This window comes from Buttiauxella cochleicola (assembly GCF_021283185.1).
Lineage (GTDB): Bacteria > Pseudomonadota > Gammaproteobacteria > Enterobacterales > Enterobacteriaceae > Buttiauxella > Buttiauxella massiliensis.
The window spans coordinates 192,659-216,850 of sequence record NZ_JAJSOS010000006.1 but is presented as its reverse complement, the minus strand read 5'-3'; the positions used below and the strand labels follow the sequence as shown (position 1 = coordinate 216,850).

The following is a 24,192-nucleotide window of genomic DNA, read 5'->3' as shown; positions in this document are numbered from 1 at the left end:
TCAGGAACTGCACAACGTTAAATTTATTTTTTTCGTGACTCAGTTAGTAGATAAGCCAAGTTTGGGAATTTTTTATTGAGACTCGTAATTTCTTTATCAGAAAAACTTTCCTCTAGTAATGGAGCATTATTATCATCGCCACCAGAAATAAATTTATGGATTACATAAATAGAAGGCTCAGAAATTGGCTTGTTGTTTCTCGGTGATGAATTAAATTTATCAATCCCATCACAATAATAATGAACCCCAAAATCTTTAATAATGCCCCTGAATTTCGATTTCCAAAATTCCCTTTCCTCACTATAGGATTCTTTATGGGAATCCATAAGTATTTTGTGACCTAACCGGTCAGCTGTTTTGAGCAATCTCGCAGCATCTAACCACAATTCCCTATCATCAGGCGCTGCGTCATCTTTTTTAGGTTCAAGGACTTCATAAGCACGTTTCAAATATTCTTTGGCATCTTTGAAATAATCTTCTGACATGTGCCTTCTCAAGTTATATATCAACGTGGTCAGTGTTGCTACAGCTGCCAGAAGAGCCACAAAGCTGACATAATGATCACTCTCGGAACTAATAAGAAGGCGCACCAAAAAGAACACGAAAAAAATGAAACTGAAAAGGCAAAAAATATAAAAAATAACATTCACAAATGAAAATGGCCTAAGCCAACGCAGCATTTTCTTCGCCTTCAAAAACAGGCTGCTTTCTATAACATCATCCCTAAGATTTTCCAGCATACGACCCCTCTTAATCAATCCTTCTAGCGAATGCCTCAACTATTAGTTTCGTCATTAGATATTCATCATCTCTGCTAATACCTAACAATACCCTGGGAGAATATACCACCTCTTTTTGATTACGCCCTGGCTTATCCTTTAACCCCTCCTGATGCACCCGCGCAATCCGTTGCACCCGCCCGGTAAACTCCACCAACGCGGCCTCATTTGTACCCTTAGCCTTCATATACCGGTTGGTGCGCAGCTTCGTAAACATTTCACGCTTCACCCGGCCTTTCTTGCCCTTCACCGGCTGACGTTTTCGGGTGGCATACGGTGTGCCGTCCGGTGCCTGCTGGCGTTTAATTCGTTGCTGCTGCGAAGCTCTGAGCTGCTTCGCAATCTCGGCGGTCATCCTGCGGCGCGCAGCCGGTGACAGGCTGGCAATCAGCCCGGCGAGCTTGTCCTCAAAGGGTCTGAACTCATTCATGCCACTGACTCACCAGCTCGCCATGCGCATAAAGCTCCATCGGACGGGTGACATTCTCCGGCAATGGCGGCTCTGGGACGTGCTTCACGTGCAGCGCTTCACCTTCCTGCCTGACCAGCGTGCGCTCGGTCAGCAGCAGGCTGATACTCACGTCGACACTTTCGTCGTCGTTAATATCCGCGATATAGGTGAAACCTCTTTTCTTACCCTCATCCGTGGTCATGATGTCAGGCTGGTTTTCCCGCAGCCAGGCATTGACCGGCACAATGAGATAATCCAGATCGCCGTGATAATCCGTGACCACAATGTTGAGCGTGTACTGATTTTCAAACGACAACGAGGTCGCAAGTGTTGCGGCAATTTTCCCGCTGTCGATAAAAATGCGCAGCATATCTGGGTTATTACGCAGCACCGGAGCGGCATCACAAAGGGCTTTGCGTAAACTGGCGGGCTTGAGCATCGAGTTCGTCCTGGCAGTGTCTGATGGTTTCAGTCTGGGCAGCACAGCTAATGAGTGCTGCCTCAAGCTGGCGAATATCCGCGCTTAAATCACCGTTAGTGCGCGGGCGGCTTGCCGGGATCGGACACAGCGCCACTTTCGGACAGCCACTGTAAATAATCGGCGGTGGTGGTGAAGGCGGGACGGGTGTGCAGCCGGATAATGTCATCAGGCAAATCAGACTCATACCATTCACGCAGCGCTTTATTTTCATTGAGTAACCTCGTCACGGTGTTGCCACGGTTTGCCGCCAGCGTGTTCGCGGTGGCGAGTTTATTGCTTAAATCAACCTGCGCCTGCTCGTTACGCTGTCGGATACTGGCGGCAACATCGAGCTGATTGCGCAGCATGGTTATCTGGGTTTTCTGCTCACCAGCGACACGGTTTGCCTTTTCAAACGAGCGGGTGAGCGTGCTGTTTTCGCGCTTCATCCACACCAGACCGGCGACAGTCAGCACCAGCAGAATAATCAGCGTTTTCATTGCGCCCCCTTAAGGCAGTAAGTCAGCTCACGCGCGCGGCGGTTTTCGAGACCTCTGTTTTTTTCGCCGTTGACGTACACCCAGCGCGGAAGCTGGTTGCACGCCTGCGCCCACTGCTGGCGCTTGATAAACGAGACCAGCGTCGAGCGACAGGCCGCCCCGGTGCCGACGTTAAACGCAAAACTGACCACCGCGTCATAGACTGGCTGCGGCATGGCAACTGGTGCGCAGACTGCAAGGCGTCGCTCAACATTCAGCACGTCGCTGACCAGGTTTTGCGCCGCCTGCTGCTCGGTGATATTGCCTTTAGGCGTGACACCGGCGGTATGCCCGATGCCTGACGTCCAGACACCGGCGCTGCACTGGTAGGGTTTCAGGCGGCACCCTTCGAGGTCGGCAATCAGCGCCAGCCCGTCGGGTGAGGTTTTCAGTAAGCGGAAATCCGGCACCATGACAGCGAGTGCCAGCACCACGGCCACGCTGCAACGTTTAACGATTGATGCCACGTATCACCCCCTCATCCAGCCCCATTGCGCGCAGATAACGGAAGGTCTGACGGCGATACCAGAAATTCACCAGCGCGGTGAAAATCGCACAGCCGCCGCCGACATAAAGCGCCATTTTTTCCGGCGTCTGCGTTCCGAAATACGCCAGCGCCACCGACAGCCAGTAGGTGACAAACGTCGTGATTTTTTCCATTGTCAGTCCCATAAGTTCAGCGTCTCCGCAACAGGGGAAGAATCGATATCCGGCAGCTCAACGGCGGTGCCGTGGGGCATTTCCTCGCCCAGTTCGGCGAGACCGGGATTCGCCAGCAGCACCGCCTCAACCACACCGCCGGTGCGCCCGTAGTGGCGCGCACAGAGTGCGTCCAGCGTGTCGCCCTGCAGGGCAATCACCTTCATCAGATTTGCCCGATGATGCAGCGTGATTTCCCCTGTAAACGGGAGACCGCCCAGCGCATATCGCGCCACAGCTCATCAATGGTGCTTTCCACGTCGTCGGCTTTTTTGTCGCCTTTGGCGCTCGCATCCACGCCGCGATAACGCTCGTAAAGGGTCGCGGTGGTCATCGCGACGACCGCACGCAGGTAGTAAAAACAGCGCACGCTTTCACCGTCGAGTATTTCGGCAGGCACATCGGCCAGGCACTCAAAGCCGAGTGCCATCTGCACGCTGCGGTACTCGAATAACTCGGCGTTGGTCTCGGCGATGCCGTCCTTAATCGCCACGCGCAAGCGTTCCGGGGTAACGGTGTGCTCAAGGCGCATCAGCTCCCGGACGCGTACCGGGTCGACCGGCGGGAAAAAGAAGGTGTTGCTGATAACCGGCTCGCGCACCGGCGGCGGGGGAATAACCACACCGGCCTGCGGTGAGTCGGGCTTGCTGATAATCACTGTCGTCATGACAACCTCAAAATAGGTGGACGGTGGACGCCGGTATCGGTAAGGAATCAATCCAGCCTCAACCGGCGTGCCGTCCGGCGCGGGGCGCATTCTTAACCGGTGGTTTTATCCACTTTGCGGGGGCGACCGCGTTTGCCTGGTGTGGTCGCAGGTTTACGCGCTCCGTGTTTTGTCTTTGGCTTTTTAACCGGTGCAGGTTTGGGTTTCAGCGCACTTTCGAGGCGCTCAATGTCCTTTTTTACCCCCGCCTGCGCATCGAGCTGCATCGCACGCTTGAGGTGCTCCAGCGCATCCGCCAGCAGCCCTTCGTCACGCAGTACCAGCCCGGTGATTTTGTGCAGGCGCCCACGCACTTTGTCGGGCATATCGGCGGCGCTGGTCAGCGTCTGGGTGGACAGCAGCAACCCAATATCGACCGGCTCACCGGCAGCGTGTGCACGCATGGCCGCCAGTGCCACATCTTCGGCCAGCACATACGGCGTGGTGCGCTTATGTTGCGCGGGCATGGTGAGACCGTACTGCATCGCGTAGCGGGCAATCTCCAGCGCACCGGCAATGTCACCGGCATCGAGCTTCCACAGCATGACGGTCATCACGATGTCATCCTGCGCGCCTTTTCCCTCGCTCAGCACACCGGCAATCCAAGGCGCATAGGACGGCAACAGCGCGCGCTTTTTGTCGGCTTTGCGCTCAATGGAATGAATGGTTTTTAACGTGCGTTGGTCAGCGGCCAGTTTGACCAGCATCTGCTCGTAAGCACTTGCATGACGCAGCGGGTTATCGTCCCGCTGCGCGGTCACAATGGCCGAGACCCGCATCATGTGACGTGCGGCGGGACTCGTCATGGCTTACGCCTCCTGCGCCGGTGCGTCGGCTTTCACTTCTTCCGGCGGTGCAGCAAACTCACCGAGCTTGATGTTTTCCACCAGGCAACCGGCGGCGTAGTCTTCAATCACGTAATCGATATTCATTGATTCGTAGTTTTCGATGCGGTCGAGCTTGCCGTTCTCATCAATGATGCGGCGGTGGCTGTCGTCCATGTAGTAAATCGACAGGTTTTCCAGTGTGGTCACCATCAGACCATTGGCCGGGAAGTACGGCACGCGCACCGCAGGCAGGTTGCCGATGCGTTTCTGGCTGACAATCACATCCGCCGCCATCGCCTCGGTGTTGGCCTGCTCCTGGTTCACAATCGGGAAATATTTATCCGCCAGCAGCTGACGGCCACAGATGACGACTAAATCCGGATCTTCCTGATACCACGGCGCAATCATGTTGTTGGTCGCATCCATCACCAGCGCGTCGAGGTTGGCGTAATCACCGTTTTTACCCACGCGGATCACCGCTGAAATCACGCTGCCATCGTCGGCGGTGACTTTATCCATCACGCGCGCTTTCGCTTCGTTGCGGTACTTCTGCAACCAGCCGACCGCCACGTCCTGCAACAGCGGATTTTTGCTGCGGTCAGAGGTCGCCGCACGCTTGATACCATTGAAACCCGCCATAATTAAATCGAGCGACTGACGCTTGATGATGGCGTTACGGATACGGAGCTGGAAGTCCTGGAAACGCGCCCATAAATCGAGGGTGCGGAAACGAATATGGAAATCGAAGTTAATCTGGTCACATTCGTATTTGTTGGACTCCAGCGCGGTGAAATCTTCGGTTTTGCGTTCGTCACCGCTGGCGGTATCGGCGGTGCTGGCAATCGAGCCGGAGACACCGACACCGATTTTTTCACCCTTCATTTCCGCGACCGGCACCATGTTGATGCGGGTCAGAAAGTCGGATGACTCCTGCATGGTGTTCATCAGGGTCTGCGTGACGGACGGGTCAACGCTGAATTTTTTGGTCATGTCACCGGCGTCGACGTTGTTGAGCTTCGCCACCTGGGTGAGATAGGCATTAAATTTAAATCGGGTCTGTGGCTTCATGGTTATTCCTGAATGAGTGTTGGTTTTGTTCCGGCAGTGCGTCCGGGCTTAACAGTTGGTCAGCATCGAGTCGCCATTGCCGCCGCTCGACGGTTCACGGCGGCGCTGCGCAAAGCTCTCGGTCTTATCGAGGGAGGTTTCCAGTGAGGTGAGTTTCTGCTGGCTTTCCTCAAGCTGGGTGGTGAGTTCGCCCTGGAGGGTGTTGAAGGATTGCTCCATCGCAGAAAGACGCTGCTCAGTGGCGTCGTGGTTGGCCTGCACCTGCTCGGTGACAACGGTGACCGCCTCATGCACATCGTTAAAACGCGCGTCATCATCGGCCTGTTTACGGCTGAAAATGCCTTTCACGGTGTCGGTCAATTTGGTCAGCAGGGTGTCGGGCTGGTCTTCAAATTCCAGCTCGGCCAACGTGGCAACCGAGAACAAATCCTCCGGGCGCTCTTTACGGCCAGAAAGTGGATTGGTTTTGGCACGGGAGCAGAATTCCAGATATTCCGTGCCGAGGCTTGCCGGATCGTCGGTGACCGCGAGACCAATCAGATAGCACTTGCCGGTGTTGGAGAAATTCGGGCGAATTTCCATGGAGGTGTAAACCTTCTGGCCTTTACCGACCATTTCCACCAGGTTTGCCAGTGGGTTGATGCGGGCAAACAGTGCCAGCTTGCCATTCAGCGCGGAATCGTCATCAATGGTTTCGGCTTTCAGCTCGGTGACATCGCCGTAACGGCAGAATGGGCTGTCGGGTAACACACTGGTGATGTGTTCGAGATTGATGCGTGCGCCATAAACGCGCGGGTCAAATGAATCGGCCATTTCCTGAATATCGGTGCCGCTGATGACACGACCGTCGCAGGTATCACCTTCGACGCCGATGCGGAACCATTTAGAAACTTTTTTTGCCATGGTCAGGAGTCCTGAGTGTGGAGTGATTGGGTCAGGCTTAGTTTCCTGACTCCGCACCCGGTCTGCCATTCATCCCGGATGGCTTACCCCTGACACAACAGCACCTTAGCGCACATCACCCGCCGCTTAAGTAGCCTTGCCTCTATAAAATAATGCGAGGCAATCATGACCATCATCACAGACACCTCCCTGACTCTTGACCCACGTCGACAGGCGTCACTGCTTTACTGGCAGGGATTTTCCGTGCCGCAGATTGCCGAAATGCTCGGCCAGAAACGCCCGACAGTGCAAAGCTGGAAACAGCGCGACGGCTGGGACGGCATTGCACCGATTACCCGCGTGGAAAACAGTCTTGAAGCGCGGTTAATTCAGCTCATCACCAAGACGAAAAAAGACGGTGGCGACTTCAAAGAAATTGACCTGTTAGGCCGACAGATTGAGCGGCTGGCGCGGGTGAACCGTTACAACCAGACCGGCAGTGAAGCGGATTTAAACCCCAACGTGGCGAACCGCAATAAGGGCGAGCGTAAGAAGCCGAAAAAGAACTATTTCAGCGATGAGGCTATCGGGAAACTGGAAGAGATTTTCTTTGCCGAATCCTTTGAATATCAGCTCGGCTGGCATCAGGCGGGACTCCAGCACCGTATCCGCAATATCCTCAAATCCCGCCAGATTGGCGCGACGTTTTATTTCTCGCGTGAGTCGCTGTTACGCGCCCTGAAAACCGGCCATAACCAGATTTTCCTCTCGGCCAGTAAGACGCAAGCGTATGTGTTCCGCGAATACATCATCCAGTTCGCGCGCCTGGTCGATGTCGACCTGACCGGCGACCCGATTGTCATCGGCAACAACGGTGCAAAACTGATATTTCTCGGCACCAATTCCAACACCGCGCAGAGCCATAACGGTGACCTGCTGGTTGATGAAATTTTCTGGATACCCAACTTTCAGAAACTGCGCAAAGTGGCATCGGGCATGGCGTCACAGCAGCACCTGCGTTCGACCTATTTCTCGACCCCGTCCACGCTGGCGCATGGCGCTTATCCGTTCTGGTCTGGTGAACTGTTCAACAAGGGGCGTGCGGATAAAAGCGAGTGTATTGACCTCGATATCAGCCATGCGGCATTAAAAAACGGCGTGGCCTGCGCCGATGGTCAGTGGCGGCAGATTGTGAACATTGAGGACGCACTCGCCGGGGGCTGTGACCTGTTTAATCTCGACACCTTAAAACGCGAAAACAGCGCCGATGATTTCCGCAATTTATTCATGTGCGAGTTTGTCGACGACAAAGCCTCAGTATTCCCGTTCGAGGAGCTGCAACGCTGCATGGTCGACAGCATGGAAGCCTGGGCGGATGACTGGCAGCCGTTCGCCACACGCCCGTTTGGTTATCGCCCGGTATGGGTTGGTTATGACCCGTCACACACCGGTGACAGCGCCGGATGTGTGGTGCTGGCCCCGCCAGTGGTTGCAGGGGGTAAATTCCGCATTCTGGAGCGTCACCAGTGGAAGGGGATGGACTTCGCGACACAGGCCGAGTCCATCAAAAAACTCACCGAAAAATACCACGTCGAATACATCGGTATCGATGCGACCGGCATCGGCCAGGGTGTTTACCAGCTCGTCAGAGCATTCTACCCGGCCGCACGGGAAATCCGTTACAGCCCAGAGGTGAAAACCGCGATGGTGCTCAAAGCCAAAGACACCATTGGCCGTGGGTGCCTGGAGTATGACGTCAGTTACACCGACATCACCGCCTCGTTTATGGCAATCCGCAAAACCATGACCGGCAGCGGTCGCAGTGCCACCTATGAAGCCAGCCGCAGTGAAGAAGCCAGCCACGCCGATGTTGCGTGGGCAACCATGCACGCCCTGTTAAATGAGCCACTCACCGCCGGTAGCGGCAACGCATCAACCTCAATACTGGAGTTCAACTAATGGCGAAGAAAAATAAAAAACACGCAGCAAAAAACACAGTCACACCACCGGCTGCGGCACCGCAAAAAATGGAAGCCTTCACCTTTGGTGAGCCGTCGCCGGTGCTCGACCGCCGTGACATTCTCGATTACACCGAGTGCGTCGGTAACGGCAAATGGTTTGAGCCACCGGTGAGTTTTACCGGGCTGGCGAAAACCCTTCGCGCCGCCGTTCACCACAGCTCGCCGATTTACGTAAAGCGCAATATTCTTGCCTCGACGTTTATCCCGCACCCGCTGTTATCGCAGCAGGATTTCAGCCGCTTTGCGCTGGATTTTCTGGTGTTTGGCAATGCGTTTCTTGAAAAGCGGATGAGTGTCACCGGCAAACTGTTAAGGCTGGAAACCTCACCGGCCAAATACACCCGCAAGGGCACCGGCGAGGATGCGTACTGGTTTGTGCAGTCGTTTGTCACCCCGCATGAGTTCGCGCCCGGTTCCGTGTTTCATCTGCTGGAGCCGGACATTAATCAGGAGCTTTACGGCCTGCCGGAATACCTCAGCGCGCTTAATTCTGCCTGGCTGAATGAGTCGGCAACCTTATTCCGCCGCAAGTATTACCAGAACGGCGCGCATGCCGGTTACATCATGTATGTGACTGATGCAGCGCAGAGCAGCACCGATGTGGAAGCGCTGCGCGAAGCAATGCGCAGCTCAAAGGGGTTGGGGAATTTTAAGAACCTGTTTTTCTATGCGCCGAACGGAAAACCGGACGGGATTAAAATCGTGCCGCTCAGTGAAGTGGCAACCAAAGATGATTTCTTTAACATCAAAAAGGCAAGCGCTGAGGACTTAATGAGCGCACACCGAGTGCCACCGCAGATGATGGGTGTCATCCCGAATAATACCGGTGGTTTCGGTGACGTGGTGAAAGCCGCTCAGGTGTTTGTGCGTAACGAGCTGACGCCATTGCAGGAGCGAATTAAAGAGGTAAATGAGTGGGTTGGTGCCGAGGTGATCCGCTTTAAACCTTACGAACTGACTCCCGCCGAATAACTCTGATTGAAGCCGCTCACAAAGCGGCTTTTAACACCATCGCCTTACTTCCTCAGACGCTCCACAAAGCAATCCGCTGATAGCTACAACCAAACGCAGCAGTATATTTAAAAAATCCCACAACGATGCAATGAGACAATAATAATCTGTAGAAGCCGAATCCTTTTTCTAACTGTGTGATACGGCAATGCGAGATTAAAATTACAGTCGGCTAAGAGCGAGCAGCGGACGTTAGCCGCTCTCACAAAGAGTAATCTGTATTACCCATGGGCTTTAGTCTTAATAAATATCGATATCATTACATCTGCTTTAAAATCCGGCTGATATTTGCAGCCAGATATTCCTCATTTCCCGAATAGCAGTTTCAACCATGTCATCACCTGACGAAGTGGCGCTGATAGCGCCTTGTACTAATTTTCTACCTTCTGATGAAGAAATCAGGGTGTGCAGTACTCCCCATCCTTCCACTTGATGAGATATGGAGATTACTGATAGTCTTAATTGGAGGGCGTTAACTTTACCGGAGTATTATATGATTAGGATGATAATACCTTGTTTTCTATTCCTATTTTGTTCGCCTTTAATGGCTGAGTCTGTTACATACACGTGCGAACAAAAGTATAGTGTTAATATTGATGCGAGTGGTCATACTGGAACCATAAAAGTTTACAAAAATGGTAAACCAGCAGCAATAACCAAGTCAGATAAATTTTTTATAGATCTAGTGAAACAAGCTTATGATATGAATGGTAATACAGTTACTAATTACTCAGCATATAAAGGATTTGATCATTCTAAAGAAAGCGTTACCGTTTCTGATTTTTATACATTAATAACTCAAAATGATTTTTTAGATCGTCCTTCAAAAAAAGCCAAACTTCAGACTTTGTTTCCTGGCCGTTCTAAACCTGAATTACTAAGTTGCGATTTGGGTCTTGATTTTAAAGGTGTTGATCTGTCAGGTATAGACTTTTCCGATCTTATCCAAGAGGAATCGAAAAAGCCACCGCCTCGGTAATTCTAGGGGCTGCACTTTAATTGGTTAGACAATGAAATAAATACCTGCATATTAACTATGCGGTCATGTAACTAAAAAACTCCTAATATGGACTGACCCCATGTCGCATTGATGGGGTGGCAGTTGATGCAAAGTTACATCATGACTCAACTCGCAGAATGCGCGAGCTATGTAAACGTAAACCAACCATCACCCAGTTCGCCATGATTTTAATAGTGCAAAACGTCTTGAAGAGAAAATATTCACCATTCCCCACGAATAGTTGATGTCTCATGTGGCTCTGTACCAAATGCAGATGCCACAAGAGCACCTCCGTTCCTGGCCTCACCTGCCTCTCGAACACATTAGGCAGCTAAGAGCGAGGAGCAGACGTCATGTCATTCGTGAAGATCCCTGAACACACTGGTTTTAAAGTGTCTTGATGATAAATTGTGACTAAATTACCACATGATGTAAGCAATAAACGCAGGACAGGATGTAGATTTAGCAGTAATCTTATGAATATACAGTAACCTAACCACCAAAGAGGCATAGCATGCGGAACAGCTTTTCAGGATTCTATGGCATCAGTGAAGATTCGATAGGTACAGTGTTTACATCAGAAAATACGATATTCATTTTCGATGCAAACATCCTCCTTACTCTCTATCGATGCGAGGAAGAAACCCGTAACCGCTTCTTTGAAATATGGGGTAATATAAAAGAACAATGTTGGTTCCCTCATCAGGTATGTCTCGAATATCAACGCAACCGGCTAAAAGTGGTCAAGGACAGCCGTGATGCGCTAGAAAAAATACCCAAGAAAATCAAGATATCTATCAATGAGCTAAAAACTCAATTCTTTGATGGTGAACATAATCAAACTATCTCACGATATTCCAATTTAAAAGGTGAGCTAAACACCCTTTTTAGTCAGATAGATAATATTGTCAATGAATTTTCTGAAAACCATATTGATGTCAGAAAAAATAATATCGATTTTTTGAAAAATCATGATGTGATACGTGATAAAATTGACGAATTAACGGAAGGTCGTATCGGCTCTGCACCTCAAGAACAGAGTATTATAGACGCTCTAAATAAAAGTGGAAAAATCCGCTATAAGTATAAAACCGGCCCTGGCTTCGAAGATAGTGCAGATAAGAAAGAAGGTTTCTATTCATTCGGCGGTATTAATTATGATGCTGAATATGGTGATTATTATGTCTGGAGTCAGATTCTTGAATATGTAAGCGGAAAACCAGACAGCAATGTCGTTTACGTTTCGAATGATGCTAAATCTGATTTTTACTATAAGATCGAAGGTAAAATTCGCGGCCCTAATGAATCTCTTCGCTCAGAAATAAAAGAACAGGGTGCAGCAGAGTTTCTACTTCAAAATGTTGATACCTTTCTCCATCATGCTAATAACCATTTAAATGCAAGAATAGATGAGAATGTCATTACAGAGCTGACAAATGCCAGTGCAACCAATGTAATTAGCTCACCATCCCTTAAATACTTTAAAAATAGAAGTAGAATATCTAATTACCTATCCGAAATCAATCAATTAGATATAGAAAGCATGGTGAGTGCTGATCAAATATATCCTATTTACTCTAAATATCAACAACTACTGATATCTTACAGTATTGAATTAGAGAATATAAATGATGCACCTTTGGAAGAATTAGAGAGCTTGCAAGGTGCTGGACTTATGGCGAGAAAAGAACATCTGGCATTACATATAAGCCGCATCAAGGATTTACTAGATTCTTTAGGTGCCAGAATGACATATTTACAAGAAGTAGATGCTATTGAGCAACTTCGGCAGAATGAATAACCTACCATCAGCCCCCCTTATCTCTTTATTATAGAAGAAAAATGGGGGGCTGATTGTCATCGCTCAGTCCGATTAGTGATTTTTTTATTTGGCAACAGAGCAGATCAAACAATCCGAGTTGAGTTCATTTAAATTAATATACTATTTCGTACGACTAGATAGGCAACGTCCGCTTTTGGCACAGAGCGGCCCATCAGATTATGTTTAGCCCTATGCTGTACCATTGTCCGTTCAAATCTGAGCTAATACATTTGAACTGACACCCACCGCATAATCCACGGTATCACCAGATCAGGTAGCGCATTTTCAACGCCCTCTTTTCACTTACTCAGACGTCCCTCACACCGCGTAACGCCACAACCACAACGTGCATACCTGCGCATCGCTCAACACCTCAGCGAGGCGTTCATACGGTGGAAAATAAAATAATTAAATGCTTCAGCGCGCAATGCTATCCCCGCCACGCCTGCCCGCTTCATGAGGTGGTTTTAATGCAGGTGCATTTAGGCTATCAGCCCACTACTGGCAAGAAGATAAATATCGAAGCCCTCACATTCTTTCGGATGCAAATTCATTCACTATAGACATGCAGTGAAAATATGTTGTAATTCTGAGTATTGAGGTAAATTTTACCTTGTTAATCGACTTCACACACATCAAACAGGAACGTTGAAATGGGCGGGGAAACCTCTGCAATACAGCATGTCGCGAATAAAATCACTCAAGACATTTTTAAGGTTTTTAAGTGGCAACGAGCTGTCAGCCAAGACATGAACTGGGACTGCGATCTTCAAGCTCATGACAAAAAAACACACCCAAGTGATGTAGTATTTTTTTACATCGACCCTTATGAAGAAGAACTAGTTTATTTAAACACCGATCTGAAAAGTTATGCCGAAGGAAGTATTGGTAAATCAATAGTTGAAGGTGCCATCTCATCTTTAGCTCTCGCCACAGAATGCGCAAACATCAGTCCTCAATGGCGTACAAGATACGTTTTAGATGAGTCATTAGGGTACAATGTTCGTGGCTTACTTTTTCTTTACAATCATGACAATCTTTATGACAAAGATTTTTACTCTAAAGTAATGAAAAAAGTAGATCCGGAAGTTATTAAATGCCCTCCTAATGTAAAACTACATATTTTAGACCCCTATAAAATATCAGACATAATAAACATATCGTCTGACATCAAAATGCTCATTGGCTCGGGTGAACTACCGCAACCAGACCAGTATCATTATTACTACCCTGACCTTGCGCTAACCAGAATAAAACACCCTGTTAACCACAAAACTGCTGCAACCATTGAAATGTTGTCATCTCCATATGTGATACTGAAGCATGAAAGTTTTAGTTGGATGGGTGATGCAAAAGATAGCGGTTATGTTATTTACTATAACCAGCCAGGCAATAGTGTTGATGAATTTGTTTATTTTTTTGATATGTTATCAAATTATCAAATTCTTACTGATGCAAAAAAAATCACCATCAGACACTGCTATATAAATTCACATCAAGATGCTATCCACAATTTTGAACGAGCAAAGCTTAAATACAGCTCACATTGGCTGCTTGGGGAAAATGAACGGCTTTTTTCTAAAGTTAGCTTTGATAAAGTTGCAACGATTGTTGTTCAATACAGTCTTGAAGCCATTGGGATGGAGCAACGCTAATGAAAAACTCAAATATATACTTTGCAACTGATAAAAACATTTATGATGCATTGCATCACAAACGAATCACAATAACGAAATTGCGAGACATCCTTTTAACGAAAGGAATTATTGTTTCATCGGAGCTTTCAAAGGAAGAATTAATCGAGGAAGTGTGTAAACTCCCTCAAGGGTTCAATGATTTAGATGCTTTAAAAGAACTTGTCCAGACATACGACAAAAGAGAAAGTACAACCAATGTCAAATTAAACACAGTATCATCTCAAAATGAGCTGAAGGCAGCAGCGGAGCAAATAAAGAAAAAATTAACAACAGGTGCAGGTGAGACAGTTTCCATTACTGCAAAAAAAGACGGTTCACTTTCAATTGAAGTAAACTATCAAGATATAGATTTATCAAGAACAGCATTAAGACAAATAGATAATAGAAATATAAAAATAGAAATGAAACCGGGTGACTGTAATGTTGATATCCGCATGCCGCAGAACCAAAAGGCAAAGGATGTAGTAACATTATTCCAAAGTGAGCTTTCAAAAATAAAGTCTGTAGATGTTGAGAAGTTTGAAATATCTCTTGAAGCTGTTACAACCCCGGTACTCAGGAGTCAATTCTTTCAGGAATTGATGAATGGATTAAATGGTTATGAAATTGATGACGTCACTAATGTAGAGCTAAATCGCTATAAATCCCAGAATAGCGATGATGAGGATGACGAAGAAATTGAAACAGGATTTGTTAAAAAAGCCGTTCTAAAAGGTGAATCCGTTAATAGCTCAGGTATATTTTCTCAGTTACATAACAAAGGTTATTACATCGGTAGAATTGCATGGTCTGCCACACCTAAAAATGGTGTCGGTGATCGCATTCTTGTAGAAGCGTTCTTTAAAAATGCTGAAAAATGTTCTGATTTCTCATACCAAATTAAAGGAATGAATAATCACAGACCAAACGGCTATAATGTATCGATACGAGCCGCAAATGATTTTGAGAAAAAAGAAATTAGTAGCTTAATTGAATCATCAGCAGAGAACGCCTATAATATCGTAATTGGTAATAAGGTGGATGAGCATGAAAAAAGTTAAATGGATTATATTAAATAGCCGTTTTTCAATAAGCGAGACCATTGAAAAACTTATGAACGACCCTTTTACAGAACATAAAGGGAAGGGATTTATTTTTGACAAATCCAGGAAATCTAACTTTCATGGCCGCTTTATTGAAAAAGTAATCAGTGAAGACAAAGTCAGTAATTTATACGGTGACATCACGACAATAGAAAGAATTGACTATAGAACGACCTCGTTTAGTATAGACGAACAATTCTCCCCAGTTGTCTTAATTGATAATCCACCAAGGACTCTTAAGCCATTTGCTCAAGCCCTTGTTCGAAATTTAGGATTAGGTGTCAGTTTAGAGGAAATAGATGTTGATCCGTTTACGTGGTTTACTGCTTTAAATGAAAATATTACATTAAAGATCCTACAGCTCGATGTATCTCAAATACAAGTTGCTGAGTTTGCAGTCGCAAAAATGCAAATCAATAGCTCAAATGATTTAAAAAAATATTTCATAGATGATTTATCAAAAAAGACTCTAAGGCTCGATCGCTTGACCTGCTCTATTCATGAACAAGAATTCAGTGGGAAATTAAAGCTATTCCGAAATGGTATGGCTCAAATTGATGCTCGTTCGGAAAGAGATCTGTCTGAATTGCTTTTTTCAAGTTTAATGAAAGCTAGATAGTTTTTCTTGATGGCTGCCTAAATGACAGCCATCACCTTTAAATTTATCCTCTACCCCCTGAAAAAACAATAATCAATAATTGGATAAGAAAATATTTTATCCTTGTAAGTAACCGTTCCTCCACGGGTAAGTACCTCCAACTCCCACCTATTAGGGATTATTCCCTGCTTCGACAGGTCAAAGCGAATTTGTGTAAAACGTTCACATTCCTGGCGTGTTAATCTCGCTGATGGTGCTCTGCCTAGAGATTTTAATAAACTATGACTTTGTAGTGGTGTCTTATCCTGTAATGATTGTTCTTTCAACTCATCCCTGAGTACCTTCAGTACGTCAGCATCTCTCCAACTAACATCGCCACTATCCAGAAGATTTAACACCGCTGCGGCTTGCTCAGACGCTGTAGGTAGCACATCAACCTCACTATTCAAATCATCCAACCCACAGTTATTGACAGGACTCCGAGTCGCGGCAGAGCCGCTCTTTAAGGTCAAAAGACCAAGGTCAACGTCAACGGCTTTAGCAACGATGCGCCATTGAGTTGTACGCGTAACATGAACATTGTCAGAACCAAGATGCGGGGCGAAGATGCCCACAACCTTCTGCACCTCCTCGTCATACGCATTCAGCTCGTCAGCCACCTTACGGGCGACACGGACGGTTTGCGCGTCACGTGGTACGTTTGCCCCACCCTGTGCGGCAATGTACAGGTCAAAATCACCGCCGTCGGCTGCGGCTCTGACATCTTCGACTCGCTCATCAAGTTCACTGGCGATGCTCACGCCACGCGGTAATTTACGCAGCTCGCGATAAGCGCCCATTGTCGGTACACCAATCGGTTTAAATTGAGGGATGCGCCATGTGGACGCCCAGGCATTAACTGCTGCTGCGGTGTCTTTTAACGGCTTGCCGGTGTCTTTATCCAGTTCGCCATCCAGCGCGTAACCGTCGATATTCTTCGCGATGTATTTTGCGATATAACCCGCCGCCCCACCTTTGTTGAGGTGCTTACACTCAAAGCGATTTTTGGCCGCCCCACGCTCATCACCATCTTCTTTTAAAGAGTAACGACTCATGATCCCGATAACCTGTTGACGCTGGTCAGGCTGGCAGAAAAGCATCATGTGCCAGTGTGGAGTGCCGTCATGGTGAGGCTCGACGACGCGCATGCCATACACATTAAGGCCATTGTCTTTGAATGCGGTGCGCATCTTGCTCCAGATGCCACACAGATAGCGCTGACCCTCTTTTGGGCTGTAGGCTTCATCGTTCCATTTATGGTTAAGCTGGACGGTTTTATCCGCGCCAGTGACGCGTGTGGGGTGATATTTGGATGGAGTCGTGATGGTAATAAACAATCCGACATCACCTTTGCTGGAGGCGTAACGCTCAATCCCCGCAATAGTGTTCATTAATTCCATGCGGCGGATTTCAGGGTTTGAAATGCTTTTAAGCACCTTATCAATCAGGTCGATTCGCTCGCCTGTTTCCACGTTCTCCAGTTCGCGGCTTTTCAGATATTCCAGATTAGCCAGGCGACGCGCATGTACATCCCGAATGGCTTGTTTGCTGGCGTAAGGTGAACGTTTTTTACTGACCTCGCCGACCGCAATTAACAGCGCTTCATTCCATCGGGTGCGCTGTGCTTTAAACTGAGCAACCCACCAGTCATCGGTAATCAGACGGAAAACGGCTGAAAACGCTTCACGTGCAGTCAGCTTTCCTTTGCGATACTTTTTCCAGTGCAGCGGCGTGACATTGAACGCGCGGGCTGCCCCCGCAATTTCACCGTAAAGCCAGGATTGAGCCTCATCGGTAAACAGCACTTCTTTTTTATCGCCCTCATGTTCGCTGGCGTAGCTGTCGCTGAGTTCTTCATATGCACTGAATAACTGAGCCGCTATCCGTCCCGCGAACTTCTCCAGCGCTTTATCGTTCATACCCGGCAGATGTGAGTAAGCATCCTGTTCGGACAAAAAACGTATTGAAGCGTCGGTGTTCATCCGGTGATTGCGATTTACGCGTTCAATGCGTGGCCATAAGCGCCGCTTGAAAGTGGAGGTCAGGAACCGCAATGCATCAAGCTGGCTTGAGTGGCGTTTCAGCCAGTAATAGCGATTACTGAATTTGTTGCAGAGGTTATGCGGGAGCGTATTTATCTCAGCTAAAACCGCTTGCACCTGACGGTGTTCGTCACGTGTAAGAGGTCTGTCATAGGGATCTCGCGAGATAGCCTCGCGCGGAGCGTTCCAGGGATAAGCACCGACAAATGATTTGCCGGTGCCTTGAATCAGGGGTGTGGCAGAAGGAGCGATACGCCCCCGCTCATTATTGAGCATTGGCATTAAAAGCGTTTTCACATACCAGCGCAATGCGCGCAATTTCTGCGGCCATTGCCTCAACCGAATCGACAACTGAAGTCTGGATATGATGGTGGATCAGGCCGGATACGAGCTGGTTAATCTTCGGGTAATAACCAATAGTATCTAACCATTCTTTGCCAGCAATTTTCCCTGTTTTCGCTATCTTTTTTTCCTGCAAAATAAACTGATACTGATCGCTGGTAATGACCCACTTATCGCCAACCTGAATATGGACAGACATATTTAACCCTCAATATTATTGATTTTATTCATGGCGGTCTGACACAGCTCGCCACAGTGATTTATCTCTTTTAAAAGTTCGTTGGTGTTATTAACTCGTTTCAGATAAATAGCCCGTTTAACCATCAGGTTAATCAGGTCGGAAATCAGCTTTAACTCACTGGAATAAATTGCGACCGTTGGATAAGAAACCGCACCGGTGTCCTTATCGTGTTTAACATCAGCCAGAACAAATGAGCCATTCAGCTTAGTGACCGAATACCAGTTTTTGACGATGACCCGTTTGGTGCTCACAGGGCTGCCCCCTGTTGTCGGCTCAGCCCTGATATGTGCAGTTTCTGTGACTCTTGGTGAAGCAGCTCAACAATCTCAACATTGGATAGTTCATGACTTGTGATGTGACGAATCAGTCCGTCAATGTGTGATGAGTACATAACAGCCGCATCGGCCTGTGCTTCCTCCCTCGCATGGATGAGAAGTGAATTTAATTGTTCAGTGTTACGTTGGTTATTAATTCTTACGGTCATAATCCCTGACTCCAGATAATAAAAAGCCACACACAGTGAAGTGCGTTAATTTTTTCCGTACATTAATTAATGGAGGTATTGTTCAGGTTTAACAGCTGTCAATATTACAGGCGTGTATTCAAACAAATTAAACAGCTCTCGCATTGCCCGTATGAGAGCATCCCGCCAATGACATTGTTCGTTTTCGATATACCAGTACGGTTGATTAAATTCATCTTCTGTCAGCCCGGCATGTAGAAACAGAGCTCGCCGCTGGCTCACAGTCAGGCGACCAATAAATCCTGCTTTGCTTACACCTATAGCTCGCTGTTTTGTAAAAGCGCTGCGCAGTTCATCAATGGCGCAGACAATACGCTCACGATCGCAATCGTTCATTTCTTCCAGACGCATGACTGAATGGCGTTGTTTTAGCTGAGCGTGAAAGCAAACAGTGAGGCGTTCACGTTCCATCATATCGTTGTAGAAATTACAGGATTCAACCCAGCGAGGTTTTGCCAGGTGCTTAGCAACCAGACCACGCAATCCAGCCGGTTGATTTTTCACTACTGCAAATGTCATGACTGTCATTTAAATAGTCTCCCTGCCATTTTCAAACAACGTTGAAAAGCTCCGGCAACGTTATAACGACGCGGCTGACGAATGATTACGCCTTTACGTCCTTTACCGTGGGTAATGGTGAAGTCCACCGGATTTCTGACTTGATGATTCCGCAGTAACTGAGCAATACATCTTGGTTCTGACATCCCCTTCCCCCTAACGTGTTGGCTCACCCAGACCTAACCACATTAACCACCCTTCCCTGATTTCTTTTGGGCGGCTCTCATACGCCATTTTCATTCCATTATTCCAGGCCGGTAAGTAGACCCAATACTCACCAGCTCGTTTCGTTGCTGACAGCGGGTCGGACATCTCGATGATGGGAAGCTTTCCTTTTTCAATCATGCCTCTGACTGCTGCCGGAGTTTTGCCAATGAGGCGGGCAAATTCAGGATATGGGACAGCATCGCTGATACTTACAACTTGTTTGCTCATCTGCTAACCTTTTATCTAGATCTAACCAATGGGTTCTAATGTTCTCTAATGGGCTTTAGTGTACTCGCACTAACAATAGAGAAACCTGATACAAACTTGAAATTCACGATGATTATTAGAGGATCTCGATAACATGTCAATCGCAATTAGCGAAAAACTGGCGCTTATGCGCGAGTCTGAAAGATTAAACAGAAGGCAATTCGCTGAAATTACAGGGGTTCCATACAGTTCTTTGACTTACTACGAAAGTGGAAGAACAACCCCTCCCACCGATGTAACGATGAAAATCCTAAATCACCCGCAGTTTATGAAATACACGATGTGGTTTATTACTAATCAAATAGCACCAGAATCCGGGCAGATTGCACCGGCACTCGCACACTTTGGGCAAGAAACAACAACCTCACACCACTCAGAGCAAAAGACTGGTTAATCATTTACCGGCAATACATACATTTGAAATGTATATCATTGGCAGATAAATACCCTAACCACAGATATAAAGAGTTAAGAGCAAAAAGCAAGAACACCAATCGGAGGGTTTTCTGATGACAATCAAGAAACTCGATGATGGTCGGTATGAAGTGGACGTAAGGCCGAACGGGCGCAACGGAAAGCGCATCCGTCGGAAGTTTGATAAAAAAAGTGAAGCAGTCGCGTTTGAAAAGCATGTGCAGTTTAACCATCACAACAAAGAGTGGTTATCTAAACCGATTGATAAACGTCAGCTGTCAGAGTTGAAAGATATATGGTGGAAGTACACCGGAAAACATGAGGAGCACGGGACGTCATATCTTCGCAAAATTGAGCGGTTCATAGATATGACATCAGATCCCAGCGCTTTTCAGATAAGCCGCACCTTGATTGCTCAGTATTGTGCAGCCCGCAGAGCTCAAGGGATTAAACCCTCGACGATTAATCGAGAGCTTACTACTTTGGGTGGCATGTTCACTTCGTTAGTTGAGTCCGAGTTATTCATGGGGGAGCACCCTTTCCGGGGAATAAAGCGCCTCAAGGAGCAAACACCGGAAACCGGTTATCTGACCACTGATGAGATTGATTTATTACTTTCCAGATTGGATGGCGATAATCGATTGATTGCAGTGCTTTGTTTGAGTACTGGAGCCAGGTGGGGTGAAGCTGAAAGTCTGAAAGCGGAGCATATTGTCCATAATCGGGTGTCGTTTGTAAAAACCAAAACAAACAAACCCAGAACGGTTCCAATTTCTGAAGAAGTTGCGCAGGAACTGGTAGGTGATAAAAAAGGATTTCTCTTCCCTCGAGCCTCGTATCGGGAGTTTAGAGAAACGTTGAAACAGGTGAAACCTGATTTACCATCAGGCCAGGCGACTCACTCATTGAGACATAGCTTCGCAACTCATTTCATGATTAACGGAGGAAGCATTATCACTCTGCAGCGGATACTGGGACATACCAGAATTGAGCAGACGATGGCGTATGCGCATTTTGCTCCTGAGTTCCTACAGGATGCCATTGCACTTAATCCACTTAGGGGAAATTTGCGTCCACAATGCGTCCACACACAGGTGGTTTCAGGTGGTCACTGATGGGCTTCTAAGCCGCATTAAACCGTTGTAGGTCGGCACTTTCAGGTGCCAGAAGCAAAGAAAAAGGCCGCTAAAGCGGCCTTTTTGGTTAATTCAGGTTACTCGTCTTTCGGCGACGCGTTTTCAACCCTACTCTTCAACTTCTGACCAGGTCTGAAGGTCACTACACGGCGTGCCGTGATAGGAATATCTTCACCAGTCTTCGGGTTACGCCCGGGACGTTGGTTTTTATCGCGTAAGTCAAAATTACCAAAGCCTGATAGTTTAACCTGCTCGCCGTTTTCCAAAGCACGACGGATCTCTTCGAAAAACAGTTCTACCAACTCTTTAGCATCACGTTTGCTAAGCCCTAGCTTATCAAACAGATATTCTGACATTTCAGCTTTTGTAAGCGCCATACGTTCAATCCCTCAATGATGCCTGGAATCGCTCTTTTAATGCCTCTACACATTTTGCAACGGTAGCGGCCATCTCCTCTTCTTCGAGTGTACGGCCCGTATCCTGCAGGATAAGGCTTATGGCAAGGCTCTTATAACCTTCGGCTACACCTTTACCACGGTACACATCAAACAAGTTTACGCCAACTACCTGATTTGCGCCAACTTTCTTACACTCTGCCAAAATATCTGCTGCGGGAACGTTTTCTGCAACCACAACTGCAATGTCACGACGGTTCGCAGGGAAACGAGAAATCTCTTTAGATTCAGGCACAGCGCGGTCTGCAAGCTTGTTCCACAGCACTTCGAACACCAGTGTACGACCGTTGAGTGAAAGCTTACGTTCAAGTTCCGGGTGCACAACACCAATGAAACCAACGTATTCCCCGCATAAATAAATGGCAGCACTTTGGCCTGGATGCAAGGCTGGGTTGCTTGCTGCTTTAAATTCGATGTCTGAAAGTTTACCGGTCAGATCCAGAACAGCTTCCAGATCGCCCTTCAAATCATAGAAGTCGACGGTGTTACGCGCCAGATCCCAATGCTCTTCGTAGCGGTTGCCACAGATCGCACCAGCCAGCATAAGATCCTGACGAATACCCAGGTCTGCCTGCGTATCAGGAACAAAGCGTAAACCGGACTCAAAGATGCGCACACGTGCCTGTTGGCGGTTTTGGTTATAAACCACGGTATTGAGCAGGCCGGTCAGCAGGGACAAACGCATTGCTGACATTTCGCTGGAAATTGGACTTGGCAGAATCAGATTTTCTTCACCCGGGTGCAGCAGTTGTTGAACTTTAGGATCAACAAAGCTGTAGGTGATCACTTCCTGGTAGCCTTTATCGACCAGCATGGTTTTCACACGCTTGAGCGAAAGGTCAGCTTCACGGTGAGTACCCATGATCAGACCCGCTTGTACAGGCTCATTAGGAATGCTGTTATAGCCATAAACGCGCGCTACTTCTTCAACCAGATCTTCTTCAATCTGCATATCAAAGCGCCAGCTTGGAGCCACTGCCGTCCACTGGTTATCGCCTTCAGTCACTTCGCAGCCAAGACGACGCAGAATATCGCCAACCTGCGCATCTGAAATATGATGGCCAATCAGACGGTCCAGCTTGCTGCGACGCAGAGTAATTGTGGCAGCTTTTGGCAGATGTGCTTCATTAGTCACATCAATTACCGGGCCTGCTTCACCGCCACACATATCGATCAACAGACGAGTAGCACGTTCCATTGCTTTGTACTGCAACGCTGAATCCACACCACGCTCATAACGATGAGAAGCATCGGTATGCAAACCATGGCGGCGCGCGCGGCCGGTAATTGACAGCGGGCTGAAGAATGCACACTCAAGCAGTACGTTCTTGGTTTCATCATTCACACCAGAATGTTCACCACCAAAGATGCCGGCCATTGCCAGCGCTTTGTTGTGGTCAGCAATGACCAGAGTATCGGCATTCAACTTCGCTTCGTTACCATCAAGCAGCGTCAGGGTTTCGCCCTCTTCTGCCATACGTACAACAATGCCACCTTCAATGCGGTCTTTATCAAACGCATGCATCGGCTGGCCGAGTTCCAACAGCACGTAGTTAGTTACGTCAACTACCGCATCGATAGAACGAATACCACAACGACGCAGTTTTTCTTTCATCCACAGCGGCGTAGGAGCTTTGACGTTGATACCTTTAACCACACGGCCCAGGTAACGTGGACATGCTTCAGGCGCATCGACACGAATTGGCAGCGTGTCGGTAATAGTCGCCGCTACAGTAACTATTTCTGGCACATTTAATGGCAGTTGGTTCACAACCGCAACATCACGGGCAACACCGATGATACCGAGGCAATCGGCGCGGTTTGGCGTGACGCTGATTTCGATAGTGTTGTCGTCAAGCTTCAGGTATTCGCGGATGTCGGTGCCAATCGGCGCATCCAGCGGCAGCTCAATAATACCGTTATGGTCATCGGAAATACCCAGCTCGGAGAATGAGCAGAGCATGCCTTCTGATGGCTCGCCGCGCAGTTTTGCAGCTTTAATTTTGAAATCGCCTGGCAGAACAGCACCAACGGTTGCCACAGCAACTTTCAGGCCCTGACGGCAATTTGGTGCACCACAAACGATGTCTAACAGACGGTCGCCACCGACATTAACTTTTGTTACACGCAGCTTGTCAGCATTCGGATGTTGGCCGCACTCAACCACCTCACCCACAACCACGCCGTTGAATTCGCCAGCAACGGCATCAACACCATCAACTTCAAGACCAGCCATAGTAATTTGACCGGAAAGCTCTTCACTACTGTTGGCTGGGTTTACCCATTCGCGTAACCAGAGTTCACTGAATTTCATTGGATATCCCGC

Annotated in this window: 30 protein-coding genes; 9 read left to right on the top strand and 21 right to left on the bottom strand. The window is 47.8% G+C overall.

Going from position 1 to position 24,192, the window contains the following annotated elements:
- Nucleotides 1-23: 23 nt before the first annotated feature.
- From LVQ76_RS11445 to LVQ76_RS11390, 12 genes are all read right to left on the bottom strand, one after another.
- A complete protein-coding gene (locus tag LVQ76_RS11445) occupies nt 24-740 on the bottom strand; it encodes a hypothetical protein (RefSeq protein WP_151994596.1) in 717 nt (238 codons plus the stop codon).
- Between the two features lie 10 nt (nt 741-750).
- Entirely contained in the window at nt 751-1,209 is a 459-nt protein-coding gene (locus LVQ76_RS11440) for a phage virion morphogenesis protein (protein ID WP_232921675.1), read from the bottom strand.
- Nucleotides 1,202-1,669 (bottom strand): phage tail protein, encoded by a 468-nt coding sequence (locus LVQ76_RS11435; protein WP_232921674.1) that lies wholly within the window; start codon nt 1,667-1,669, stop codon nt 1,202-1,204. Before LVQ76_RS11435 ends, LVQ76_RS11440 begins: the two co-directional genes overlap by 8 nt.
- On the bottom strand, nt 1,632-1,877 hold the full coding sequence (gene lysC / locus LVQ76_RS11430) for an Rz1-like lysis system protein LysC (RefSeq protein WP_232921673.1): 246 nt from the start codon (nt 1,875-1,877) through the stop codon (nt 1,632-1,634). Before lysC ends, LVQ76_RS11435 begins: the two co-directional genes overlap by 38 nt.
- Nucleotides 1,765-2,190 (bottom strand): Rz-like lysis system protein LysB, encoded by a 426-nt coding sequence (gene lysB / locus LVQ76_RS11425; RefSeq protein WP_232921672.1) that lies wholly within the window; start codon nt 2,188-2,190, stop codon nt 1,765-1,767. The genes lysC and lysB overlap by 113 nt, the downstream gene beginning before the upstream one ends.
- The gene (locus LVQ76_RS11420) at nt 2,187-2,696 is read right to left on the bottom strand and encodes a lysozyme (RefSeq protein WP_232921671.1); all 510 of its coding nucleotides are present in this window, start codon (nt 2,694-2,696) and stop codon (nt 2,187-2,189) included. Before LVQ76_RS11420 ends, lysB begins: the two co-directional genes overlap by 4 nt.
- Nucleotides 2,680-2,901 carry a primosomal protein gene (locus tag LVQ76_RS11415; RefSeq protein ID WP_115628235.1) on the bottom strand — a complete coding sequence of 74 codons (222 nt, stop codon included), beginning with the start codon at nt 2,899-2,901 and terminating at the stop codon, nt 2,680-2,682. The genes LVQ76_RS11420 and LVQ76_RS11415 overlap by 17 nt, the downstream gene beginning before the upstream one ends.
- Nucleotides 2,892-3,095, bottom strand: coding sequence for a tail protein X (locus tag LVQ76_RS11410; RefSeq protein WP_232921670.1), 204 nt, complete (start codon nt 3,093-3,095; stop codon nt 2,892-2,894). Before LVQ76_RS11410 ends, LVQ76_RS11415 begins: the two co-directional genes overlap by 10 nt.
- A complete protein-coding gene (locus LVQ76_RS11405; RefSeq protein WP_232921669.1) occupies nt 3,095-3,595 on the bottom strand; it encodes a head completion/stabilization protein in 501 nt (166 codons plus the stop codon). Before LVQ76_RS11405 ends, LVQ76_RS11410 begins: the two co-directional genes overlap by 1 nt.
- A gap of 92 nt (nt 3,596-3,687) precedes the next feature.
- Entirely contained in the window at nt 3,688-4,440 is a 753-nt protein-coding gene (locus LVQ76_RS11400) for a phage terminase small subunit (protein WP_232921668.1), read from the bottom strand.
- 3 nt (nt 4,441-4,443) lie between these two features.
- Entirely contained in the window at nt 4,444-5,529 is a 1,086-nt protein-coding gene (locus LVQ76_RS11395; protein WP_232921667.1) for a phage major capsid protein, P2 family, read from the bottom strand.
- 48 nt (nt 5,530-5,577) lie between these two features.
- Nucleotides 5,578-6,432 carry a GPO family capsid scaffolding protein gene (locus tag LVQ76_RS11390; protein ID WP_232921666.1) on the bottom strand — a complete coding sequence of 285 codons (855 nt, stop codon included), beginning with the start codon at nt 6,430-6,432 and terminating at the stop codon, nt 5,578-5,580.
- Nucleotides 6,433-6,597: 165 nt separating this feature from the next.
- On the opposite strand from LVQ76_RS11390, the gene LVQ76_RS11385 reads away from it, so the two are divergent.
- The 7 genes from LVQ76_RS11385 (at nt 6,598) to LVQ76_RS11355 (ending at nt 15,663) form a co-directional block, all read left to right on the top strand.
- Nucleotides 6,598-8,370: a terminase ATPase subunit family protein gene (locus LVQ76_RS11385; protein WP_232921665.1), complete on the top strand. Its 1,773-nt coding sequence runs from the start codon at nt 6,598-6,600 to the stop codon at nt 8,368-8,370.
- On the top strand, nt 8,370-9,404 hold the full coding sequence (locus tag LVQ76_RS11380; RefSeq protein ID WP_232921664.1) for a phage portal protein: 1,035 nt from the start codon (nt 8,370-8,372) through the stop codon (nt 9,402-9,404). The genes LVQ76_RS11385 and LVQ76_RS11380 overlap by 1 nt, the downstream gene beginning before the upstream one ends.
- 532 nt (nt 9,405-9,936) lie before the next feature.
- Nucleotides 9,937-10,422 carry a hypothetical protein gene (locus LVQ76_RS11375; RefSeq protein ID WP_232921663.1) on the top strand — a complete coding sequence of 162 codons (486 nt, stop codon included), beginning with the start codon at nt 9,937-9,939 and terminating at the stop codon, nt 10,420-10,422.
- Between the two features lie 535 nt (nt 10,423-10,957).
- Complete coding sequence (locus LVQ76_RS11370; RefSeq protein WP_232921662.1) at nt 10,958-12,244, top strand: PIN-like domain-containing protein; 1,287 nt, start codon at nt 10,958-10,960, stop codon at nt 12,242-12,244.
- 674 nt (nt 12,245-12,918) lie between these two features.
- The gene (locus LVQ76_RS11365; protein ID WP_232921661.1) at nt 12,919-13,920 is read left to right on the top strand and encodes a PD-(D/E)XK nuclease domain-containing protein; all 1,002 of its coding nucleotides are present in this window, start codon (nt 12,919-12,921) and stop codon (nt 13,918-13,920) included.
- A complete protein-coding gene (locus LVQ76_RS11360) occupies nt 13,920-15,002 on the top strand; it encodes a hypothetical protein (protein WP_232921660.1) in 1,083 nt (360 codons plus the stop codon). The genes LVQ76_RS11365 and LVQ76_RS11360 overlap by 1 nt, the downstream gene beginning before the upstream one ends.
- On the top strand, nt 14,989-15,663 hold the full coding sequence (locus tag LVQ76_RS11355; protein WP_232921659.1) for a hypothetical protein: 675 nt from the start codon (nt 14,989-14,991) through the stop codon (nt 15,661-15,663). The genes LVQ76_RS11360 and LVQ76_RS11355 overlap by 14 nt, the downstream gene beginning before the upstream one ends.
- Before the next feature lie 50 nt (nt 15,664-15,713).
- Here the strand turns inward: LVQ76_RS11355 and LVQ76_RS11350 are convergent, their stop codons facing one another.
- From LVQ76_RS11350 to LVQ76_RS11320, 7 genes are all read right to left on the bottom strand, one after another.
- A complete protein-coding gene (locus LVQ76_RS11350; protein ID WP_370640075.1) occupies nt 15,714-18,005 on the bottom strand; it encodes a replication endonuclease in 2,292 nt (763 codons plus the stop codon).
- Nucleotides 17,989-18,264, bottom strand: a complete 276-nt coding sequence (locus LVQ76_RS11345; protein WP_232921658.1) for a DUF5405 family protein — start codon at nt 18,262-18,264, stop codon at nt 17,989-17,991. Before LVQ76_RS11345 ends, LVQ76_RS11350 begins: the two co-directional genes overlap by 17 nt.
- A 2-nt stretch (nt 18,265-18,266) precedes the next feature.
- Nucleotides 18,267-18,557: a DUF5405 family protein gene (locus LVQ76_RS11340; protein WP_232921657.1), complete on the bottom strand. Its 291-nt coding sequence runs from the start codon at nt 18,555-18,557 to the stop codon at nt 18,267-18,269.
- Nucleotides 18,554-18,790, bottom strand: coding sequence for a DUF2732 family protein (locus LVQ76_RS11335; protein ID WP_232921656.1), 237 nt, complete (start codon nt 18,788-18,790; stop codon nt 18,554-18,556). The genes LVQ76_RS11340 and LVQ76_RS11335 overlap by 4 nt, the downstream gene beginning before the upstream one ends.
- Before the next feature lie 66 nt (nt 18,791-18,856).
- Nucleotides 18,857-19,357, bottom strand: coding sequence for a phage replication protein B (gene repB / locus LVQ76_RS11330; protein WP_232921655.1), 501 nt, complete (start codon nt 19,355-19,357; stop codon nt 18,857-18,859).
- Nucleotides 19,354-19,533: a hypothetical protein gene (locus tag LVQ76_RS11325; protein WP_232921654.1), complete on the bottom strand. Its 180-nt coding sequence runs from the start codon at nt 19,531-19,533 to the stop codon at nt 19,354-19,356. The genes repB and LVQ76_RS11325 overlap by 4 nt, the downstream gene beginning before the upstream one ends.
- Before the next feature lie 10 nt (nt 19,534-19,543).
- The gene (locus tag LVQ76_RS11320) at nt 19,544-19,822 is read right to left on the bottom strand and encodes a Cox family DNA-binding protein (protein WP_232921653.1); all 279 of its coding nucleotides are present in this window, start codon (nt 19,820-19,822) and stop codon (nt 19,544-19,546) included.
- A 133-nt stretch (nt 19,823-19,955) separates the two neighbouring features.
- Between LVQ76_RS11320 and LVQ76_RS11315 the strand changes: the two genes are divergently transcribed.
- Together LVQ76_RS11315 and LVQ76_RS11310 are read left to right on the top strand one after the other, a co-directional pair.
- Entirely contained in the window at nt 19,956-20,255 is a 300-nt protein-coding gene (locus LVQ76_RS11315; protein ID WP_232921652.1) for a helix-turn-helix domain-containing protein, read from the top strand.
- Between the two features lie 115 nt (nt 20,256-20,370).
- Nucleotides 20,371-21,390, top strand: coding sequence for a phage integrase (locus tag LVQ76_RS11310; RefSeq protein WP_232921651.1), 1,020 nt, complete (start codon nt 20,371-20,373; stop codon nt 21,388-21,390).
- A gap of 98 nt (nt 21,391-21,488) precedes the next feature.
- Here the strand turns inward: LVQ76_RS11310 and ihfA are convergent, their stop codons facing one another.
- Both ihfA and pheT read right to left on the bottom strand, forming a co-directional pair.
- Nucleotides 21,489-21,788 (bottom strand): integration host factor subunit alpha, encoded by a 300-nt coding sequence (gene ihfA / locus LVQ76_RS11305; protein ID WP_001229265.1) that lies wholly within the window; start codon nt 21,786-21,788, stop codon nt 21,489-21,491.
- Between the two features lie 4 nt (nt 21,789-21,792).
- Nucleotides 21,793-24,180, bottom strand: coding sequence for a phenylalanine--tRNA ligase subunit beta (pheT, locus tag LVQ76_RS11300; RefSeq protein ID WP_232921650.1), 2,388 nt, complete (start codon nt 24,178-24,180; stop codon nt 21,793-21,795).
- Nucleotides 24,181-24,192 lie beyond the last annotated feature (12 nt).

Excerpts from the sequence above, each read along its gene's own strand:
- LVQ76_RS11360 (WP_232921660.1), top strand. The coding sequence starts at position 13,920 with ATGAAAAACTCAAATATATACTTTGCAACTGATAAAAACATTTATGAT.
- ihfA (WP_001229265.1), bottom strand. The coding sequence starts at position 21,788 with ATGGCGCTTACAAAAGCTGAAATGTCAGAATATCTGTTTGATAAGCTA.
- LVQ76_RS11355 (WP_232921659.1), top strand. The coding sequence starts at position 14,989 with ATGAAAAAAGTTAAATGGATTATATTAAATAGCCGTTTTTCAATAAGC.
- LVQ76_RS11320 (WP_232921653.1), bottom strand. The coding sequence starts at position 19,822 with ATGAGCAAACAAGTTGTAAGTATCAGCGATGCTGTCCCATATCCTGAA.
- LVQ76_RS11350 (WP_370640075.1), bottom strand. The coding sequence starts at position 18,005 with ATGCCAATGCTCAATAATGAGCGGGGGCGTATCGCTCCTTCTGCCACA.
- LVQ76_RS11345 (WP_232921658.1), bottom strand. The coding sequence starts at position 18,264 with ATGTCTGTCCATATTCAGGTTGGCGATAAGTGGGTCATTACCAGCGAT.
- LVQ76_RS11440 (WP_232921675.1), bottom strand. The coding sequence starts at position 1,209 with ATGAATGAGTTCAGACCCTTTGAGGACAAGCTCGCCGGGCTGATTGCC.
- LVQ76_RS11375 (WP_232921663.1), top strand. The coding sequence starts at position 9,937 with ATGATTAGGATGATAATACCTTGTTTTCTATTCCTATTTTGTTCGCCT.
- lysB (WP_232921672.1), bottom strand. The coding sequence starts at position 2,190 with ATGAAAACGCTGATTATTCTGCTGGTGCTGACTGTCGCCGGTCTGGTG.
- LVQ76_RS11400 (WP_232921668.1), bottom strand. The coding sequence starts at position 4,440 with ATGACGAGTCCCGCCGCACGTCACATGATGCGGGTCTCGGCCATTGTG.
- LVQ76_RS11365 (WP_232921661.1), top strand. The coding sequence starts at position 12,919 with ATGGGCGGGGAAACCTCTGCAATACAGCATGTCGCGAATAAAATCACT.
- pheT (WP_232921650.1), bottom strand. The coding sequence starts at position 24,180 with ATGAAATTCAGTGAACTCTGGTTACGCGAATGGGTAAACCCAGCCAAC.
- LVQ76_RS11395 (WP_232921667.1), bottom strand. The coding sequence starts at position 5,529 with ATGAAGCCACAGACCCGATTTAAATTTAATGCCTATCTCACCCAGGTG.
- LVQ76_RS11390 (WP_232921666.1), bottom strand. The coding sequence starts at position 6,432 with ATGGCAAAAAAAGTTTCTAAATGGTTCCGCATCGGCGTCGAAGGTGAT.
- LVQ76_RS11405 (WP_232921669.1), bottom strand. The coding sequence starts at position 3,595 with ATGACGACAGTGATTATCAGCAAGCCCGACTCACCGCAGGCCGGTGTG.
- LVQ76_RS11325 (WP_232921654.1), bottom strand. The coding sequence starts at position 19,533 with ATGTCAGAACCAAGATGTATTGCTCAGTTACTGCGGAATCATCAAGTC.
- LVQ76_RS11415 (WP_115628235.1), bottom strand. The coding sequence starts at position 2,901 with ATGGGACTGACAATGGAAAAAATCACGACGTTTGTCACCTACTGGCTG.
- LVQ76_RS11315 (WP_232921652.1), top strand. The coding sequence starts at position 19,956 with ATGTCAATCGCAATTAGCGAAAAACTGGCGCTTATGCGCGAGTCTGAA.
- repB (WP_232921655.1), bottom strand. The coding sequence starts at position 19,357 with ATGACAGTCATGACATTTGCAGTAGTGAAAAATCAACCGGCTGGATTG.
- LVQ76_RS11370 (WP_232921662.1), top strand. The coding sequence starts at position 10,958 with ATGCGGAACAGCTTTTCAGGATTCTATGGCATCAGTGAAGATTCGATA.
- LVQ76_RS11335 (WP_232921656.1), bottom strand. The coding sequence starts at position 18,790 with ATGACCGTAAGAATTAATAACCAACGTAACACTGAACAATTAAATTCA.
- LVQ76_RS11445 (WP_151994596.1), bottom strand. The coding sequence starts at position 740 with ATGCTGGAAAATCTTAGGGATGATGTTATAGAAAGCAGCCTGTTTTTG.
- LVQ76_RS11410 (WP_232921670.1), bottom strand. The coding sequence starts at position 3,095 with ATGAAGGTGATTGCCCTGCAGGGCGACACGCTGGACGCACTCTGTGCG.
- LVQ76_RS11310 (WP_232921651.1), top strand. The coding sequence starts at position 20,371 with ATGACAATCAAGAAACTCGATGATGGTCGGTATGAAGTGGACGTAAGG.
- lysC (WP_232921673.1), bottom strand. The coding sequence starts at position 1,877 with ATGACATTATCCGGCTGCACACCCGTCCCGCCTTCACCACCACCGCCG.
- LVQ76_RS11435 (WP_232921674.1), bottom strand. The coding sequence starts at position 1,669 with ATGCTCAAGCCCGCCAGTTTACGCAAAGCCCTTTGTGATGCCGCTCCG.
- LVQ76_RS11380 (WP_232921664.1), top strand. The coding sequence starts at position 8,370 with ATGGCGAAGAAAAATAAAAAACACGCAGCAAAAAACACAGTCACACCA.
- LVQ76_RS11385 (WP_232921665.1), top strand. The coding sequence starts at position 6,598 with ATGACCATCATCACAGACACCTCCCTGACTCTTGACCCACGTCGACAG.